The following is a 17208-nucleotide window of genomic DNA, read 5'->3' on the forward strand; positions in this document are numbered from 1 at the left end:
CTTTACTCCTAAATCTTTTCTAATAAAATATCTCCGTATACTTCCGATTGTGTAAGTTTTACGGCATTGATTTTTAACAGTTCTAATGTTGCAAGGAATGTTGCAATAATATATCCTTTTTTATGATTATTTTTAAATAATGATAGAAAACTTATCTTGTTTTCTGTTTCAAGTATTTTAGATATGGTTAAGATAGAATCGTCAACAGAAAAAGTATCTGTTTCTATTGTTTGATGGTCACTTATTTCGTTTACTCTTAATTGATGTTTTACAAGAATATTTCTAAGAGCTTTTGCAAGTAGGGATATATCTATGTCTTTTACAACATATTCATCTTTTATTTCACTGAAATATTCCGGATCTTTTGTAAGGGACTTATTGTAAACTTGTTCGCTTTCTTTTAAGTTTTTAGTAAGCTCTTTAAATGCTTTATATTCAATAAGTCTGTTTACAAGTTCTTCTCTTGGGTCGATTTCTTCATCATTTTCATCTACCTCAACAGGAAGAAGCATTTTTGATTTTATTTCCAGTAATGTAGATGCCATTACAACAAATTCACTGGCAACTTCCATATCTAAATCGTTAAATTTATATATATAATCTAAATATTGTTTTGTTATTTCAACAATTGGAATATCATATATATCTATTTCATTTTTATGTATTAAATGAAGTAGAAGGTCCAGAGGACCTTCAAAACTACTTAAATGTAAAATATTTTCTTTCATAATACTCCTTTAAAGCAGTATATTTAAAAACGGCATCATTAGAGGAGATAATATAATTCCTATTACTCCGGTAATAAGTAAAACTATAAGTATAATATATAAATATCTTTCATACTCATAAAATTTAGCTTCATACTTATAAGGTAGCAAGCTTGCAAGTATTTTCGAACCATCAAGAGGTGGCACAGGAATAAGATTAAATATCATTAAAGATATATTTATTATTACTCCGTATTGTAAGATATAATATAAAGCTAAAATATCAAACATAGGTGCAACAAATTTATATAAAATTGAGAAAATTATGGCTAGTATCAAATTAGATAAAGGTCCTGCTAAACTTACAAGTATCATTCCTAATTTTCTTTTTTTGAAATTCATTGGGTTAATTGGAACTGGTTTTGCCCATCCAAATCCAAAGAATAGTAGAGCAAGAAACCCTAAAATATCTACATGACTTGTTGGGTCCATTGTCATTCTTCCAGAAATCCTTGCAGTAGGATCGCCCATTTTATCCGCTACAAATGCATGTGCAAATTCATGAACACTAAGTGCCAATATAATTGGAATAAGCATATATAACATTTGTATTAAATTTTGACTACTAAATAAATTCATTACATCTCCTTTTTAGTTAGTCCTCAAGCCAGCTTGGAACTACATCGTTTTGAATTAGATTTTCATAAGTATCTCTTTTTACCATTAATTCTGCTTTGTCATCTTTTAAAAGTACAACAGGAGGAGTTTTAAGTCTGTTATAATGACTTGACATTGAATAGTTATATGCTCCTGTGTTTAATACTGCAAGAATATCTCCAGGTGCTGCTTTTGGAAGAAGGATATCTTTAATAAGAGTATCTGTTTCACAGCATTTACCACTTACAGTATAAAGTTCATTTGCTTCTTTGTTGTATTTATTTGCAATAACAGCATGGTAAATTGCATTATATAGAGCCGGTCTTGGGTTATCAGCCATACCACCGTCAACACTTATATATTTTCTTAAATAAGGGATTTCTTTTATTGTTCCTATTGAATATAAAGTTATACCTGCAGGACCGATAATATATCTACCAGGCTCAACTATAATCTTTGGAATTTTTATTCCAAGAATATCGCATTGTTTTCTTATTATTTTGCTGATTGTATGTACATATTCTTCAACATCGAATACAGGGTCATCGTGTAAGTAGTTTATTCCAAATCCACCACCAAGATTTAAAGCTTCAATTTCAACACCCATTTCTTTTATGTTATATACAATTTCAAGCATTGTTGTTGCTGCGATTTCAAAAGGTTTAGGTGAAGAAATATCAGAACCTATATGACAGTGTACCCCTGTTAAGTTTAAGTATTCTTCATCGATAATCATTCTTGCTGCTCTTACAGCCATATTTACAGGTATACCAAATTTTGAATCGATTCTTCCTGTTTGTATATATTCATGTGTATGAGCTTCAACCCCAGGAGAAACTCTGAAATGTACGTTTTGAACCTTTTTAAGTTTCTTTACTATTCTTCCAACCAAACCTATTTCATAAAGGCTGTCGATTGTAATAACACCAACACCTGCTTCAATAGCTTCTTTGATTTCTTCTGCTGATTTATTACTTCCATGGAAACAGATTTTTTTAGGGTCAAGACCTGCTTTTAAGGCTGTATAAATTTCTCCGCCTGAAACAGTATCAAGACAAATTCCTTGTTGTTTTATTATTTTAACCATAGCAATATTTGTAAAAGCTTTTCCGGCATAATTTATATCATAATCAAGTCCGTATTCTTCAAAACTTTCTTTGATTAAATTAATGGCTTCTACAATTTTATTTTCACTTATAACGTAAAGTGGTGTTCCGAATTCTTTTGCAAGCGCCACGGTATCATGACCTGCGAAAATAAAATGTTCATTCATGTCTACTAACTCCTAATTTTAATTATTTTTTCTTTAGCTTAATTACACATTATATCAGATATTTATTTCTTTTTAAATAAATTATATTAATTTTTAGTTAAATAGTATATAATAATTTGTATGAAAAATGATAAATTAATATATTTAAGCGAACAGATTTATTTACTAATGAATAACGATGATTATAAGCCTATGAAATTTAAAGATTTTGCTTATATTTTTTCTCTTCATTCAAAGAATCAAAAAAATCTTTTATCTAATGCGCTAAATCATCTAATCAGCGAAAAAATGATAAAGTATGTTGACGGAAGATATTCTCTTACCAAAAATAAAGTATATGAAGGAATATATGATAGAGGTAAGGGTTTATTTGGTTTTGTCAGTGTTGATGAGCTTGATGAGGATATATTTGTCTTAGGAAGTGATTCAATGGATGCTTTTAGCGGAGATAAAGTAAAAGTAGAAATAATAAAAGAAAAACAAGGAGATAAAAAAAGAGAAGGAAGAATTATCGAAATAACAAGTAAGGTTAAAAGACAAACTGTCGGTACATTCTTTAAAGAAAAAACTTTTGGCTTTGTTGTAAGCGATAATCCTAAATTTACAAATGATATATACATTCCAAAATCAGGAATAAAATATGCAAAAAATAAAGATAAGGTCGTTGTAGAAATAACAGATTTCCCAAAAGATAAAAATTGGGTTGGAAGAATAAAAAAAGTACTAGGACACCAAGGTGATGACGGCATTGAAATAGAATCATTAATATATGAATATGATATCCCAAATGATTTTTCAAAAGATGCAATTAAAGAATCTAAGGAGCTTACTTTTGATAGTCTTGATAAATTTGAAAATAAAAGAAAAGATATAACAAAAGAAAATATTTTTACAATAGATGGTATAACGGCAAAAGATCTTGATGATGCAGTTAGCATTAAAAAAGACGGTAAGGATTATATTTTGTCAGTTCATATTGCAGACGTAAGCAATTATGTAAAAAGAAACAGTGAAATTGATAAAGAAGCATATGAAAGAGGAACAAGTGTATATTTCCCTGATAGAGTTATTCCAATGCTTCCAAAAGCTTTATGTGAAAATTTATGTAGTCTAAATCCAAATGAAAAGAAAAAGGCTTTTAGTGTTGACATTAGGATAAATAATCAAGGTAAACTTATATCATATGAATTCTATAAATCAATTATTATGTCGAAAGCAAGATTTGTTTATGATGAAGTAAACGAGCTTTTTGAAGGAAGTAAAGAATTAAAAGAAGAATATTATATATATAAAGACGATTTGTTTTTAATGAAAGAGCTTTACGAAATTTTAAGACAAAGACGCTTTAAAGAAGGAAATATAGATTTTGATGTTGATGAAAATGAAATAATTGTAAAAGAAGGAACTGTTGAGAATGTTAAAATTAGACATCGAGGTATTGCGGAAAGAATAATAGAACAGTTTATGCTTATAGCAAATACTTCAGCTTGTGAATTCTTTTCATCAATGGGAGTAAATGGTATATACAGAGTCCATGAACATCCGGACAAAGAAAAAATTTCCGATTTTGTTCGTTTTGCAAATGCTCTTGGTTATAAATTGAGACTTCATGACGAACATTATAATAAAGAGTTACAGCAGTTTTTAAAAGAAATAGAAGGGGATAAAAACGAGCAGCTTTTTAAAACCGTTCTTTTAAGATGTATGAAGAAAGCTGTTTATACTACCGATAATAAAGGACATTTTGCCCTTGCAATACAAAACTATACCCATTTTACATCTCCAATAAGAAGATATCCTGACTTGATAGTTCATAGAGTTTTATCTAATATTTTACTTGGTAACATTAATTTGGATAACCTTGAAAAAGAAAGAGAAAAAATGGAGAAAAAAGCAAATCATCTTTCAAAAGCTGAAAGAATAAGCGAAGAAATAGAAAGAGAAGCAGATAAAATTTTTATTTGTGAATATATGGATAGATTTATAGATGAAGAGTTTAAAGGAAGAATTTCCGGTTTCAGTCAAAAAGGTATGTATGTAAAATTAGAAAACGGTGTAGAAGGCGTTATATATTTTAATAATTTAAAGGACGATTATTATATATATGACGAAGAACATTATTCTCTAATCGGAAGAGAATTTGGCAAAAAATATATGATGGGTGAAGAAATTAACATTAAAGTAATTGGCGTATCTAAATTGAAAAGAGAAGTAGAATTTTGTATAATATAAGATAAATGTTTTTAAAGAGAGAGTAGTTATGGAAGAAAAAATGAGAATAAACAAATATCTTGCAAGTTGTAATGTTGCATCCAGAAGAAAATGCGAAGAAATTATTTCAAGCGGAAAAGTTACATTAAATGGAAAAGTGGTAAAAGAACTTGCAACGATGGTTGATGTGAAAAAAGATAAAGTAAAAGTATTTGGAAAGCCTGTAGAACTTGATAACAGCAAAGTATACTATATGTTAAATAAACCTGCAGGTGTAATAAGTGCCAGCAAAAGCAAATATGGAGAAGAAACAGTTGTTGATATTATAGGGAAAAAAGAGCATAGATTATTCCCTGTGGGAAGACTTGATAAGGATACTACAGGTCTTATTATTCTAACAAATGACGGAGATTTTGCATATAAGCTTACTCATCCAAAATATGAAAAAGAAAAGACATATGAAGCTTTGGTAAAAGGTCATATTGATTCTAAAGGATTAGAAAGGCTTAAAAAAGGTGTTGTAATAGACGGTAAAAAAACATCAAAAGCGAAAGTAAGACTTATTAAAATGGCTGGTAACAACTCTTTAATAGAAATAACCATAATTGAAGGAAGAAAAAGACAAGTAAAGAAAATGTGTGAAAGAGTAGGGCACAAAGTACTAAAATTAAAGAGAACCATGGAAAACGGACTTGGGCTTGGAGATTTACAAGAAGGAGAATACAGAAAGCTTACTAAAAATGAAGTAAATAGGCTTTTAAGATAATATGAATTTATTTGATAATGTTACGGATATAACAAATTTTATAATAAACAGTAAAGTTAAAATAGGAGATACCGTACTTGACCTTACAATGGGGAATGGAAACGATACTTTATATCTTGCAAAAAAGGTATCACAAAAAGGTAAAGTATATTCTTTCGACATTCAAAATGAAGCAGTGGAAAATACGAGTAAACTTCTTAGAGAAAATAATATAAAAAATGCGGTTCTAATAAAAGATAACCATAAAAACGTATTACATTATGTTAAGGAAAAGGTTGATTTTGGGGTTTATAATCTTGGGTATTTGCCAGGTTATGATAAACATATTGTTACCAAAAGCGAAAGCACTGTTGAAAGTTTAAAAAATGTCATAACACTTTTAAATATAAAAGGAATTATATGTATATGTGCTTATGTTGGTCATGAAGGCGGATATGAAGAATATTTAAAAGTTAAAGAATATTGTATAAATCTACCTAAAAGAAACTTTAATGTATTACTTCTTGAACATATAAACAGGAGTGAGAATGCTCCTAGAATGATAATAATAGAAAAAATAAAATAGTGGAGATAATATGAAAAAATATTTAATAATAACTTACGGATGTCAAATGAATGAAAACGACAGTGAAAAAATGAGCGGGATGCTTGATAATCTTGGATATATACAAACAGATAAAGAAGAAGATGCCAATCTTATTATCATGAATACATGTAGTGTAAGAGAAAATGCAAATAACCGCTTCTTTGGAAATTTGGGTAATTTTAAGAAGCTTAAAAAGAGAAAAAAAGATTTGATTATCGGCGTTTGCGGATGCATGATGCAGGAAGAACATATTGTAAAGAAAATAAAAGAAAAATATTCTTTTGTTGATATTGTTTTTGGAACACATAATATTGCATCTCTTCCTTCTTTACTTGAAGAATGCGAAGCAAAAAGAAAACTTGTTGTTGAAGTGTTAAGTGACAGTGATTCTCTTCCTGAAGGACTTCCTGTTCACAGACAGTTTAAACATAAAGCCTTTGTAAGTATAATGAAAGGTTGTAATAACTTTTGTACTTATTGTATAGTTCCATATACAAGAGGAAGAGAAAGAAGCAGAGAATATAAAAATATTCTAAGTGAAGTAACAAACCTTGCAAAAGACGGAGTAAAAGAAGTTACTTTGCTTGGTCAAAATGTTAATTCATATGGAAAAAATTTGGAAGATAGAATTTCATTTGCCGAACTTTTAAAGAGAGTAAGTGAGGTTGAGGGAATTGAGCGAGTAAGATTTATGACTTCTCATCCAAAAGATTTAAGTGATGAACTTATTGAAGTAATAAAAAATAATGATAAGATATGTAATCACATTCATCTTCCAATGCAATCAGGTTCAAGTAGAATACTTAAATTAATGAATAGACACTATGATAAAGAAACATATATAAATCTTGTTAAGAAAATAAGAAGTGAAATTCCTGATATTGCAATTACGACAGATATTATTGTTGGATTCCCAACTGAAACGGAAGAAGACTTTAATGATACTTTAGATGTATATAAAGAATGTGAGTTTGACACTGCTTTTACTTTTATTTATTCAAAAAGAGAAGGTACAAAAGCAGCTGTAATGGAAGGACAAGTTGACGAAGATGTTGTAAAGGTAAGATTTGATAAACTTGTAAAACTTCATGATGAAATATTATTTAAACAAAATCAAAAATATTTAAATAAAACCGTTGATGTATTAATTGACGGAGTAAGCAGAACAAATGATAAGGTGCTTACAGGTAGAACTGATACATTTAAACTTGTTAACTTTACCGGAAATGGTAAAGCAGGGGATATAGTTAAAGTAAAAATAACAGATGTAAAAACATTCCATTTAAGTGGAGAACAATTATAGAATAGGAGAAAAATTTTATGGCTTCATTGACACCAATGATGAGACAATATTTGCAAACACATGAAACAGTACCGGATACTATACTTTTTTATAGACTCGGTGATTTTTATGAAATGTTTTTTGATGATGCAAAGACTGCAAGCAAAGAACTTGATCTTGTTTTGACAGGCAGAGACTGTGGATTAGAGGAAAAAGCCCCAATGTGCGGAGTTCCTTATCATAGTGCAGATACATATATTGCTAAATTGGTTGAAAAAGGTTATAAAGTAGCTATATGCGAACAAGTAGAAGACCCTAAAACTGCAAAAGGACTTGTAAAAAGGGAGATTCAAAGGATTATTTCACCGGGAACAATTACAGAAGGAAAAATGCTAAAGGCAAGTGAAAATAATTATATTATGTGTATATATTATAACAAGCTTGAATTTGGTGTTACATACTGTGATATAACAACGGGAGAATTTAATGTTCTTAATTTAAGCGGTGAAAATAGAGAAAATGAGTTATTATCTTTACTTTCAAGAATAAATCCTGCTCAGATAATAGTAAATACTATTTTATTTGAAGATTTATCTTTAAAGAAGAAAATTTCAAGTGTAACAAAAGTTCAACTTGAACCTCATCCATTAAATTATTTCTTCTTTGATAAAGGAAAAGAGCTTATACTAACTCAGTTTAATGTTTATTCTCTTTCTTCAATAGGTCTTGATAATAATGAAATAATAGTAAGAAGTGCCGGGGCTCTTTTAAAATATTTGGATGAAACCCAAAAAAGATCATTAATGCATATAAATGAAATAAAAATAAACGAAGATAAAGGATATATGCATCTTGATTACAATACAAAAAGAAATCTTGAAATAGTAGAAAATTTAAGAACAAATAATAAAAAAGATACACTTCTTGACGTTCTTGATGAAACTATTACTCCTATGGGTGGAAGAGAAATGAAGAAGTGGATTTTGGAACCTCTTCTTGATAAGGATAGAATTATAAATAGACAAGATGCAATAAAACTTTTTTATGATGATGTAATGATTCTTGAGGATATTAGCTCAAATTTAAAATATGTTAAAGACATAGAAAGAATAATATCAAGACTTTCTCTTGATATTGCCAATGCAAGAGATTTGATAGCTTTGAAAGAATCAATAGGTGTAATACCAAGAATAAGAATTCTTCTTTCAAAGTTTATGGAAAAATCAACACTTGTAAAAGAGATATATAATAACTTAGATGAGCTTGGAGATATTTATGATTTAATAAATAATTCCATTGATGATGATTGCCAAGTAAGCCTTAAAAATGGTGGTTTGGTAAAACTTGGATATAATGAAGAAATTGACGAACTTAAGAATTTAAAAGAAAATTCTGCAGGAATTCTTGCAAACATTGAAAAAGAAGAAAAAGAAAAAACAGGTATAAAAAATCTTAAAATAAAATATAATAAGGTTTTTGGTTATTTCTTAGAAGTTACTTCTTCTTATAAAGATTTAGTTCCTGACTATTTTATACGTAAACAGACTTTGGCAAATTCTGAAAGATATTTTACGGAAGAATTAAAAGAAATAGAAGTAAAATTACTTAGTGTTGAAGAAAAGTTAAAAGAAAAAGAGTATGCTGTCTATGTTGATATAAAAAACAAGGTTCTTGAAAACATAAAGAGAATACAAAAATCTGCAAAAATGATTGCCGTTATTGATGTTATTTTATCATTAAGTGTCGTTGCAAAGAAAAATAGATACATAAAACCAACAATAACAACAGACGGAAGTATAATAATAAAAGAAGGAAGACATCCTGTTGTAGAAAAAATAACAGGAATAGATAATTTCATTCATAACGATACATTGCTTGATAATGAAGATAATAGAATGCTTATTATAACAGGTGCAAATATGGCTGGAAAATCTACATATATAAGACAAGTTGCACTTTTATCTATTATGGCGCAAATGGGTTCCTTTGTACCTGCATCGTCCGCAAGCATAAGTATCGTTGACAGAGTGTTTACCAGAGTAGGAGCAAGTGACGATCTTGCAAACGGACAAAGTACATTTATGGTTGAAATGAGTGAAGTATCTAATATTTTAAAATATGCTACAAAAAATTCACTTGTAATTCTTGATGAAGTTGGAAGAGGTACCTCTACATTTGATGGACTAAGTATTGCTCATGCTGTAATAGAATATTTGCTTGACAAGTCAAAAATAGGAGCAAAGACACTATTTGCAACTCACTATCATGAATTAACGGAACTTGAAAGTGAAAAAAGCGGTGTAAAAAATTATTCTATCAGGCTTGAAAGTAATGGTGATGAAATTATTTTCTTAAGAAAGATAGAAAGAGGCGGAATTGATAAAAGTTATGGTATTGAGGTAGCAAAACTTGCAGGACTTCCTGACGAAGTAATAAAAAGAAGTATACAGATACTTGATGTTTTAGAAGAAAATGAAGAATCCTATAAAACAAAAATAGATAATGTAAATAAGAGTTTAAATAACGGAAGTGAAAAGTTTACTCAGCTTGTTCTTGGAGCTGATGTGAATAATGATAAATTAATGGAAGGCTATGAATTAAATAAAAAAATAGTAAATAAAATTAAGACTTTACCTATTGAGAGTATGAGTCCAATTGAAGTTATGAATTTTATTTACGAACTTAAACAATCTTTAGAAAAAGAGGAAATTTAGTCGTGGCACAAATTATAAAACAATTATCGAATGAGCTTGTAAATAAAATATCGGCAGGAGAAGTTGTTGTTTCTCCTGCTTCGGTTATAAAGGAACTTGTAGAAAATTCAATAGATGCAGGTTCAACTCATATAAAAATAGAAATAGAAAACGGTGGAAAGTCAAAAATTCTTGTAAGCGACAATGGATGTGGAATAAAAGCGGATGAATTAAGTTTGGCTTTTAGTAAAAATGCAACATCTAAAATTGATAATATAGACAAACTTTCAAGTATTGATACGTTGGGATTTAGGGGAGAGGCTTTGTTTAGTATTTCCGTTGTAAGCAAAGTTAAAATTAAAACTAAATTTAAAGATGAAAAAATTGGGACAAGGGCTATGATAATAAACGGAAAAGTTCAAAATGTATCAAGCATTGCCCTTAATACGGGAACTAGAATAGAAGTTGATGATTTATTTTATAATACCCCCGCAAGAAAAAAACATATGAAAAGTGCTAAGGGAGAAAAGACATCTTCTTTGGATATAATTTCAAAGCTTGCAATAGCAAATCCTAATATTGCTTTTAGCGTGTATAGTGACGGAAGGGAAGTTTTTGTTACAACAGGAGATAATGATATAAAAAATGTTATTACAACAATTTTAGGTTATGATTTTATAACAAAAATGATAGATGTAGACTATGAAGACGAGCCTTTAATTGTAAAGGGAGTTACATTATCACCTAATTATTTAGATAGACAAAATGAAGAAAGTATTTTTATAATAAACGGCAGATATGTAAAAAATGATTCTTTATCTAAAGCAATAAATAATATTTACAGAGAACAGTTTGGGCTTTTTACAAAAAGAATCTCTTATGTTTTATATATTAATCTTCCTTATAATTTCACCGATGTAAATGTGCATCCTTCAAAGACTACAATTTCTTTTAGAAATGAAAGCCTTATTACAATGCTTATTTGTGAGGGAATAAGAAAAGCAGTTAGAGAATCTATAAATTTAAATGAGAATTCAAAAATAAGAAAAGAGAAAAAAGAAAATCCTCTTGATGCTCAAATTGCTTTTGAAAATGCAGAAGAATATGTAGTAGATGAAAAAGAAGTAGAAAATAAACTTTACAGCATAAAGAATAATGAACAAGAGAAAGAAGATAATAATTTAAAAGGTGAGATAAAAAATACCATAGATATTACTGAGTTTTACGAACAAAGTAAATATCCTTCTTTTGTTGACTTTGAAGAAAAACCTTTATTTGAAGAAAATAAGAGGAAAGAAGTTATAAGTAAAGATACAAATATTTCTGATAAAGAAAATATTGTTGATAAAAGTATTTTTGATAAAATCTCAAATATGAAATTTATCGGTACAGCTTTTAAAGCTTATGCCATGTTTGAAAGTGGAGATACTATATTTGTAATGGATACCCATGCAAGTCACGAAAGAGTATTATATGATGAATATCTAAGGGAATATCAAAATGAGGACGTAAGAACTCAAATTTTAGCTGCTCCTTTTGTATTAGAGCTTGGGGTTACATTAAAAGATGTTTGTATTAATAATTTGGAAAGTTTGAGAAAATTAGGATATGAAATAGAAGATTTTTCCGGCAGTAATGTGATAATAAGAGAAATTCCGGAAATGTTATCTATTGAAGATACAAAAGAAATAATATTAAATATTCTATCTACACTTAAAAATACATCGGTTTTATCAAATGATATAAACAGAAATGAAAGATTAATTAAATCAGCTTGTCACCATGCCGTTAGAGGGCATGATGATATATCTGAAAGTGAAGCAAGAAAACTTTTAAATGATTTAAAGAAAAGTGATAATCCTTTTTCTTGCCCACACTCAAGACCGACAATTTCTAAAATAAAGAAAAAATATTTTGAAAAAATGTTTCAAAGGATTTAGATATGAACAAAATTATTGTTATCGCAGGACCTACGGCTTCTGGAAAAAGTGGGTTATCTATAGATTTAGCGAAGAATATAGATGCAGAGATTATTTCTGCGGATTCAGTGCAGGTGTATAAATATATGGATATAGGTTCGGCAAAAGTTACAAAAGAAGAAATGCAGGGTATAAGACATTATCTTGTAGATGAGTTTTATCCTGATGAAAAGTTTAATGTATCTGTATTTGTTGAAAAGGGGATAGAATATATAAATGAAATCTTAAATAAAGGCAAAGATGTAATCATTGTCGGAGGAAGCGGTCTTTATGTTGATGCGCTTATTTACGATTCTTATGAATTTAAAAAAGAAGATTCTGATAATGAATACAGAAACTATCTTGAAAACCTTGCAAATGAAAATGGAAAAGAATATATTTATAATATGCTTTTAGAAGTTGATGAAGAAAGTGCAAAAGAAATTCATCCAAATAATTTAAAACGTGTTATAAGAGCTCTTGAAATATATAAAAATACAGGTAAGAAAAAATCTGAATTAAATGTAAAAAAGAAAAAATACAGGTTTGATAATACATATTATTTTTGTTTAAATGATGATAGACAAAAATTGTATGATGGGATTGACCTTAGAGTAGATAAAATGGTTAAAGAGGGACTCATTAAAGAAGTTAAATCTTTACTTGATATGGGATATGATGAAAATTTAACTTCCATGAGAGCTTTAGGATACAAAGAGATTGTAAGTTATTTAAAAAATGAAATATCTCTTGAAGAAGCTATTTATATTATAAAAAGAGATACAAGACATTTTGCAAAAAGACAGCTTACATGGTTTAGAAGAAATGAAGATATAATATGGATAGATAAACAAGAATATAAAAATAATAAAGAAATAATAGAATTTATGAGGGGTTGTATAAATGAGTGAATTTGCAAGTGAGAAAGCAATAAAAATAGTTAAAGACGCAGAAAAGCAGGTTGAATATAAGTTTAAAGAAATTGATGAAATATGTGAATATAATCAATTTAAGGTTTTATCAGCAATGCAAAAATATAGGTTAGCTCTTCGTCACTTTAATGAAAGTACAGGATATGGCTATGATGATGAAGGAAGAGAAATAACCGAAAAAATATATGCCGAAGTTTTTGGCGGGGAAGCTGCATTGGTACGACCTCAAATAGTAAGCGGGACACATGCAATAAGTCTTATGCTTTATGGTGTTTTAAGACCAGGAGATACTCTTTTAAGCATTACAGGAGACCCTTATGATACAATAAGGTCTACAATTGGTATAAATGATAATGGAGAAGATTTAGGCTCTCTAAAGGATTATAACGTTGATTATGATAAAGTTGAGCTTTTAGAAGATGGTTCAATTGATTATGAAAAAATAAAAGAAAAATTAAATGATAAAGTAAAAGCAGTATTTATACAACGTTCCAGCGGATATAAAGATACAAAAGCTCTTTCAATTAGAAAAATTAAAGAAGCTTGTGAATTTGTTAAGGGAATAAAAAAAGATGTTATTATTCTTGTAGATAACTGTTATGGTGAATTTTTAGAAAAACAAGAACCTTTAAACGTAGGGGCAGATATGATTGCAGGTTCACTTATAAAAAACCCTGGTGGTGGACTTGTATCTGTCGGAGGATATATTGTAGGAAGTGAAAAAAATATAAAGAAAGTTGCCGCTAGGCTTACATCTCCGGGAATAGCTCTTGAAGTAGGTGCAAATCTTGGAGTAATTCGTTCATATTTACAAGGACTTTTTATTGCTAGTAAAGTTACAAGCGGAGCAATAAAAGGTGCAATACTTGCTGCAAAAGTTTTTGAAAGCATAGGGTATAGAGTATTCCCTGGAGTAGATGATGAAAGAAGCGATATAATACAAGCTGTTGTTCTTGGAAACAGTGAAAAAGTTTGTGCATACTGTGCAGGTATACAAAGTGCTGCTCCTGTAGATTCTTATGTTACTCCTGAGCCTTGGGATATGCCCGGATATGATGATCAGGTTATTATGGCAGCAGGAAACTTCATTGAAGGTTCTTCAATTGAACTTAGTGCTGATGCGCCAATGAAGGAGCCGTATATTGTTTATCAGCAAGGCGGACTTACATATGAACATTCAAAAATAGGAACAATAAAAGCTTTGGATGAAATTTTAAAAATTGACGATAAAAAATAATATGATTTTTTAATCATATTATTTTTTTGCAATAACCGTATAAATAAATCCTTTTTCTTTTTTACTCTCTATAATTGTAAATCCGCATTTTATCATCATTTTTTCAATTCCTTTTTTGTTGGTTGTCTTATAATCTCCGCTTTTTAAGAAAGGAAAAATAAAGTGATTATCAATAAACGCAGGAATTCCTCCTACTCCGGTATCAGATAAAATATATAGTCCTCCTTTTTTTAAAACTCTGTAAGCTTCTTTCATTGCTTCTTCTTGATATGGGTAGTGATGGAAACTTTGTATACATGTTACTATATGGAAAAATTCATCTTTAAAATCTAGTTTATTAGATGTTCCAACAGAAAAATATGTATTTGGAATATTTTTACTTTTTGCTACTTTAATCATATTTTCAGAAATATCTATGCCAAAATAATTTTGTCCTGTTTTTAAATTTTCAAATAAAAAACCTGTTCCACATCCTACATCTAATATATTATCGTATTTTAAATTATTTAAATATGCCGATACACTATTACAGCTTATTTTTCCTTCTTTTGAATAATATATTGTGTTTTTCTTATCATAATCCTTTGCTTGTTTATTAAAATGTGTTCTTGATAATTCTTCAATATCTTTCAAAACAAAACTCCTTTTTTATTTAGAATAACATAAAAACAAGTTAGCTTCAACTAACTTGTTAGAATTTATTTATTAACTTTTTATTAACTTATATGAATTTATTTAAATATAATAAATTTTTATAATTATTTTAATTAAAAGATATTTCATTTTTTATTTTATTAAGACCATTTTTTTCAAGTCTGGAAACTTGTGCTTGACTTATTCCGATTTCATTGGCAACTTCTATTTGAGTTTTTCCCATATAGTATCTTTTTAATATTATTTCTTTTTCTCTTCCTTTTAATTTGTCAACGGCTTCTTTTAAAGATAAATTTTCTGTCCAATTTTCTTCTATATTTTTTTTGTCTCCTACTTGGTCAAGAAGGTATATACTGTCCCCATTATCGTTATACATTTTATCATATAAAGAGCATGGTTCTACTATCGAATCAAGGGCAAAGTTTAGATCTTTTTCCTTTATTCCAAGACTTTTTGCAATTTCTTTGTTTGATATATTTTTATCTTTATTTAGTTCTTTGATTTTTAGTGCTTTATATGCAGTGTCTTTTAATGAACGGCTTACTCTGATACTTCCGTTATCTCTAAGGTATCTTCTAACCTCCCCGATAATCATAGGAACGGCATAGGTACTGAACTTTACATTAAATTTTGTATCAAAATTATCTATTGCTTTAATAAGTCCTATACATCCTACTTGGAATAAATCATCCATATTTTCATTACGGTTTGAAAAACGCTGAACAACACTTAAAACAAGCCTTAAGTTGCATCTTATAAATTCGTTTTTTAAATCTTCTTCACCATTCTTTATTCTAAGTAACATATCTTCAATTTCTTTATTTGATAAATTGGGTAATGATGATGTATTTATACCGCATATTTCAACTTTTCTTATCACTTGGTTTCTCCTTTGTATGAAAATTTGTATATTAAAATTTTTACCTTAGATAAGAAAGTTATTCCAATACACTAAAAATTTATAAGGAAGATAATGGAATGGAATTTTCTTAGCTTTTAATTAATTTAAGTTTGTAGTATAATATTAATACTTTTATAAAGGAGAAAAATATGCCAAGATTTTTTTGTATTGATAAGGAAAACGATACTTTTTATTTAGATAAAGAAGATAGCAAACATATAAAAAAATCCCTTAGAATGATGGAAGGGGATAGTATAACCATTTGTGATAAGAATGGGTATGATTATGAATGTATATTAAATTATGAAGGAGAAAATGTTGTTGCAAAAATAATATCTAAAAAAGAAAATGATACGGAACCAAGCGTAAAAATAACATTATATCAAGCAATGCCAAAATCAGATAAATTTGAAATGATTGTTCAAAAAGCTGTTGAACTTGGAGTTAGCGAAATAGTTCCTGTAATGACAAATAGATGTATTTCAAGACCTGATAAAAAATCTATGAAAAAGAAAATTGAAAGATATAACAAAATTTCTTTATCTGCTTCAAAACAAAGCGGCAGGGGAATAGTTCCATTAGTTAAAGAAATGCTTTCTTTTAAAGAAGCAATAGAGCAAATGAAAAAAAGTGATATGGCAATAATGTTTTATGAAAATGGAGGGAAGAATCTAAAGGAATTTAATTATAAAGATATAAAATCAATATCTTTTATTGTGGGAAGCGAAGGAGGTTTTGATGCATCTGAAGCTGAATATGCATCTAAAAATGATATTATTTTAATGGGACTTGGAAAAAGAATTTTAAGATGTGAAACGGCTCCTATCGCTGCTCTTTCAGCTCTTATGTTACTTACGGATAATATGTAAAAGCCTTTCTATAAGGCTTTTTTTGTTGCTCGTTTTATTAAAATTAGTATAGGCAGTACAAATGAAATAAAGATGAAAAAGTATTTAAAATTACTAAAAACAACAATAATTTTATCAGTTGTTTGAGGTAACAAAGTGATTATAAAAAATACTAACATAGAATAAAATAATCTTATATTTTTTATACTTTTTAAATTAAATATTTTCTTTATTCCAAGTAAGGATACAAATGTATATATAGAAATTTTAATAAGAGTTGTTATAAAAAAATTAAATCCAACTACTATTTCCATTCTTGTAATATAATTTCCAATGCTTGAAACTCCCATGGTAATGAAATTAGGGAATGGAACTTCTAAAATTAACGGAAAACCTATTAATAATACATTTGTTAAATATGTTAAAAAAATAATTACATAACTTACGGTTATGCCTATAATATATGTTTTTTTTGTATTTTCAAATTTGTTAATGTTATTTAT

General features: G+C 28.4%; 15 protein-coding genes. 9 read left to right on the forward strand and 6 right to left on the reverse strand.

Going from position 1 to position 17208, the window contains the following annotated elements; translation table 11 throughout:
• Window positions 1–8 precede the first annotated feature (8 nt).
• The 3 genes from FGQ49_RS06755 to lysA are packed head-to-tail and all read right to left on the reverse strand — an operon-like array spanning window position 9 to window position 2637.
• Complete coding sequence (locus FGQ49_RS06755; protein WP_138269106.1) at window positions 9–728, reverse strand: segregation and condensation protein A; 720 nt, start codon at window positions 726–728, stop codon at window positions 9–11.
• A 9-nt stretch (window positions 729–737) separates the two neighbouring features.
• Window positions 738–1346 (reverse strand): site-2 protease family protein, encoded by a 609-nt coding sequence (locus FGQ49_RS06760; RefSeq protein WP_138269107.1) that lies wholly within the window; start codon window positions 1344–1346, stop codon window positions 738–740.
• A 16-nt stretch (window positions 1347–1362) separates the two neighbouring features.
• Window positions 1363–2637 carry a diaminopimelate decarboxylase gene (lysA, locus tag FGQ49_RS06765; RefSeq protein WP_138269108.1) on the reverse strand — a complete coding sequence of 425 codons (1275 nt, stop codon included), beginning with the start codon at window positions 2635–2637 and terminating at the stop codon, window positions 1363–1365.
• Window positions 2638–2757: 120 nt separating this feature from the next.
• Between lysA and rnr the strand changes: the two genes are divergently transcribed.
• From rnr to FGQ49_RS06805, 8 genes are read left to right on the forward strand one after another with little or no spacing between them, the layout of a single operon-like run.
• Window positions 2758–4869, forward strand: coding sequence for a ribonuclease R (rnr, locus tag FGQ49_RS06770; protein WP_138269109.1), 2112 nt, complete (start codon window positions 2758–2760; stop codon window positions 4867–4869).
• 28 nt (window positions 4870–4897) lie between these two features.
• Complete coding sequence (locus tag FGQ49_RS06775; protein ID WP_138269110.1) at window positions 4898–5614, forward strand: pseudouridine synthase; 717 nt, start codon at window positions 4898–4900, stop codon at window positions 5612–5614.
• A 1-nt stretch (window position 5615) separates the two neighbouring features.
• Window positions 5616–6179 carry a tRNA (mnm(5)s(2)U34)-methyltransferase gene (locus FGQ49_RS06780; RefSeq protein WP_138269111.1) on the forward strand — a complete coding sequence of 188 codons (564 nt, stop codon included), beginning with the start codon at window positions 5616–5618 and terminating at the stop codon, window positions 6177–6179.
• Window positions 6180–6189: 10 nt separating this feature from the next.
• Window positions 6190–7503: a tRNA (N6-isopentenyl adenosine(37)-C2)-methylthiotransferase MiaB gene (gene miaB, locus FGQ49_RS06785; protein ID WP_138269112.1), complete on the forward strand. Its 1314-nt coding sequence runs from the start codon at window positions 6190–6192 to the stop codon at window positions 7501–7503.
• Window positions 7504–7520: 17 nt separating this feature from the next.
• Window positions 7521–10196 carry a DNA mismatch repair protein MutS gene (mutS, locus tag FGQ49_RS06790; RefSeq protein ID WP_138269113.1) on the forward strand — a complete coding sequence of 892 codons (2676 nt, stop codon included), beginning with the start codon at window positions 7521–7523 and terminating at the stop codon, window positions 10194–10196.
• Between the two features lie 2 nt (window positions 10197–10198).
• Window positions 10199–12115 (forward strand): DNA mismatch repair endonuclease MutL, encoded by a 1917-nt coding sequence (gene mutL / locus FGQ49_RS06795; protein ID WP_138269114.1) that lies wholly within the window; start codon window positions 10199–10201, stop codon window positions 12113–12115.
• 2 nt (window positions 12116–12117) lie between these two features.
• Window positions 12118–13044 (forward strand): tRNA (adenosine(37)-N6)-dimethylallyltransferase MiaA, encoded by a 927-nt coding sequence (gene miaA / locus FGQ49_RS06800; RefSeq protein ID WP_138269115.1) that lies wholly within the window; start codon window positions 12118–12120, stop codon window positions 13042–13044.
• The gene (locus FGQ49_RS06805; RefSeq protein ID WP_138269116.1) at window positions 13037–14302 is read left to right on the forward strand and encodes an aminotransferase class I/II-fold pyridoxal phosphate-dependent enzyme; all 1266 of its coding nucleotides are present in this window, start codon (window positions 13037–13039) and stop codon (window positions 14300–14302) included. The genes miaA and FGQ49_RS06805 overlap by 8 nt, the downstream gene beginning before the upstream one ends.
• An 18-nt stretch (window positions 14303–14320) precedes the next feature.
• Here the strand turns inward: FGQ49_RS06805 and FGQ49_RS06810 are convergent, their stop codons facing one another.
• Complete coding sequence (locus tag FGQ49_RS06810; protein WP_138269117.1) at window positions 14321–14935, reverse strand: class I SAM-dependent methyltransferase; 615 nt, start codon at window positions 14933–14935, stop codon at window positions 14321–14323.
• A gap of 130 nt (window positions 14936–15065) precedes the next feature.
• Window positions 15066–15836, reverse strand: coding sequence for an RNA polymerase sporulation sigma factor SigG (gene sigG, locus FGQ49_RS06815; protein WP_138269118.1), 771 nt, complete (start codon window positions 15834–15836; stop codon window positions 15066–15068).
• A 170-nt stretch (window positions 15837–16006) separates the two neighbouring features.
• On the opposite strand from sigG, the gene FGQ49_RS06820 reads away from it, so the two are divergent.
• A complete protein-coding gene (locus FGQ49_RS06820) occupies window positions 16007–16726 on the forward strand; it encodes a 16S rRNA (uracil(1498)-N(3))-methyltransferase (protein WP_138269119.1) in 720 nt (239 codons plus the stop codon).
• A gap of 8 nt (window positions 16727–16734) precedes the next feature.
• Here FGQ49_RS06820 and FGQ49_RS06825 read toward each other — a convergent pair.
• Window positions 16735–17208 (reverse strand): GerAB/ArcD/ProY family transporter (locus tag FGQ49_RS06825; protein WP_171020627.1); only part of this gene is annotated, 474 nt, incomplete at its 5' end.

The organism is Anaerofustis stercorihominis (assembly GCF_005844425.1).
Taxonomy (GTDB): domain Bacteria; phylum Bacillota; class Clostridia; order Eubacteriales; family Anaerofustaceae; genus Anaerofustis; species Anaerofustis butyriciformans.

Excerpts from the sequence above, each read along its gene's own strand:
- lysA (WP_138269108.1), bottom strand. The coding sequence starts at position 2,637 with ATGAATGAACATTTTATTTTCGCAGGTCATGATACCGTGGCGCTTGCA.
- miaA (WP_138269115.1), top strand. The coding sequence starts at position 12,118 with ATGAACAAAATTATTGTTATCGCAGGACCTACGGCTTCTGGAAAAAGT.
- rnr (WP_138269109.1), top strand. The coding sequence starts at position 2,758 with ATGAAAAATGATAAATTAATATATTTAAGCGAACAGATTTATTTACTA.
- FGQ49_RS06755 (WP_138269106.1), bottom strand. The coding sequence starts at position 728 with ATGAAAGAAAATATTTTACATTTAAGTAGTTTTGAAGGTCCTCTGGAC.
- FGQ49_RS06820 (WP_138269119.1), top strand. The coding sequence starts at position 16,007 with ATGCCAAGATTTTTTTGTATTGATAAGGAAAACGATACTTTTTATTTA.
- FGQ49_RS06805 (WP_138269116.1), top strand. The coding sequence starts at position 13,037 with ATGAGTGAATTTGCAAGTGAGAAAGCAATAAAAATAGTTAAAGACGCA.
- miaB (WP_138269112.1), top strand. The coding sequence starts at position 6,190 with ATGAAAAAATATTTAATAATAACTTACGGATGTCAAATGAATGAAAAC.
- mutS (WP_138269113.1), top strand. The coding sequence starts at position 7,521 with ATGGCTTCATTGACACCAATGATGAGACAATATTTGCAAACACATGAA.
- FGQ49_RS06775 (WP_138269110.1), top strand. The coding sequence starts at position 4,898 with ATGGAAGAAAAAATGAGAATAAACAAATATCTTGCAAGTTGTAATGTT.
- FGQ49_RS06760 (WP_138269107.1), bottom strand. The coding sequence starts at position 1,346 with ATGAATTTATTTAGTAGTCAAAATTTAATACAAATGTTATATATGCTT.
- FGQ49_RS06780 (WP_138269111.1), top strand. The coding sequence starts at position 5,616 with ATGAATTTATTTGATAATGTTACGGATATAACAAATTTTATAATAAAC.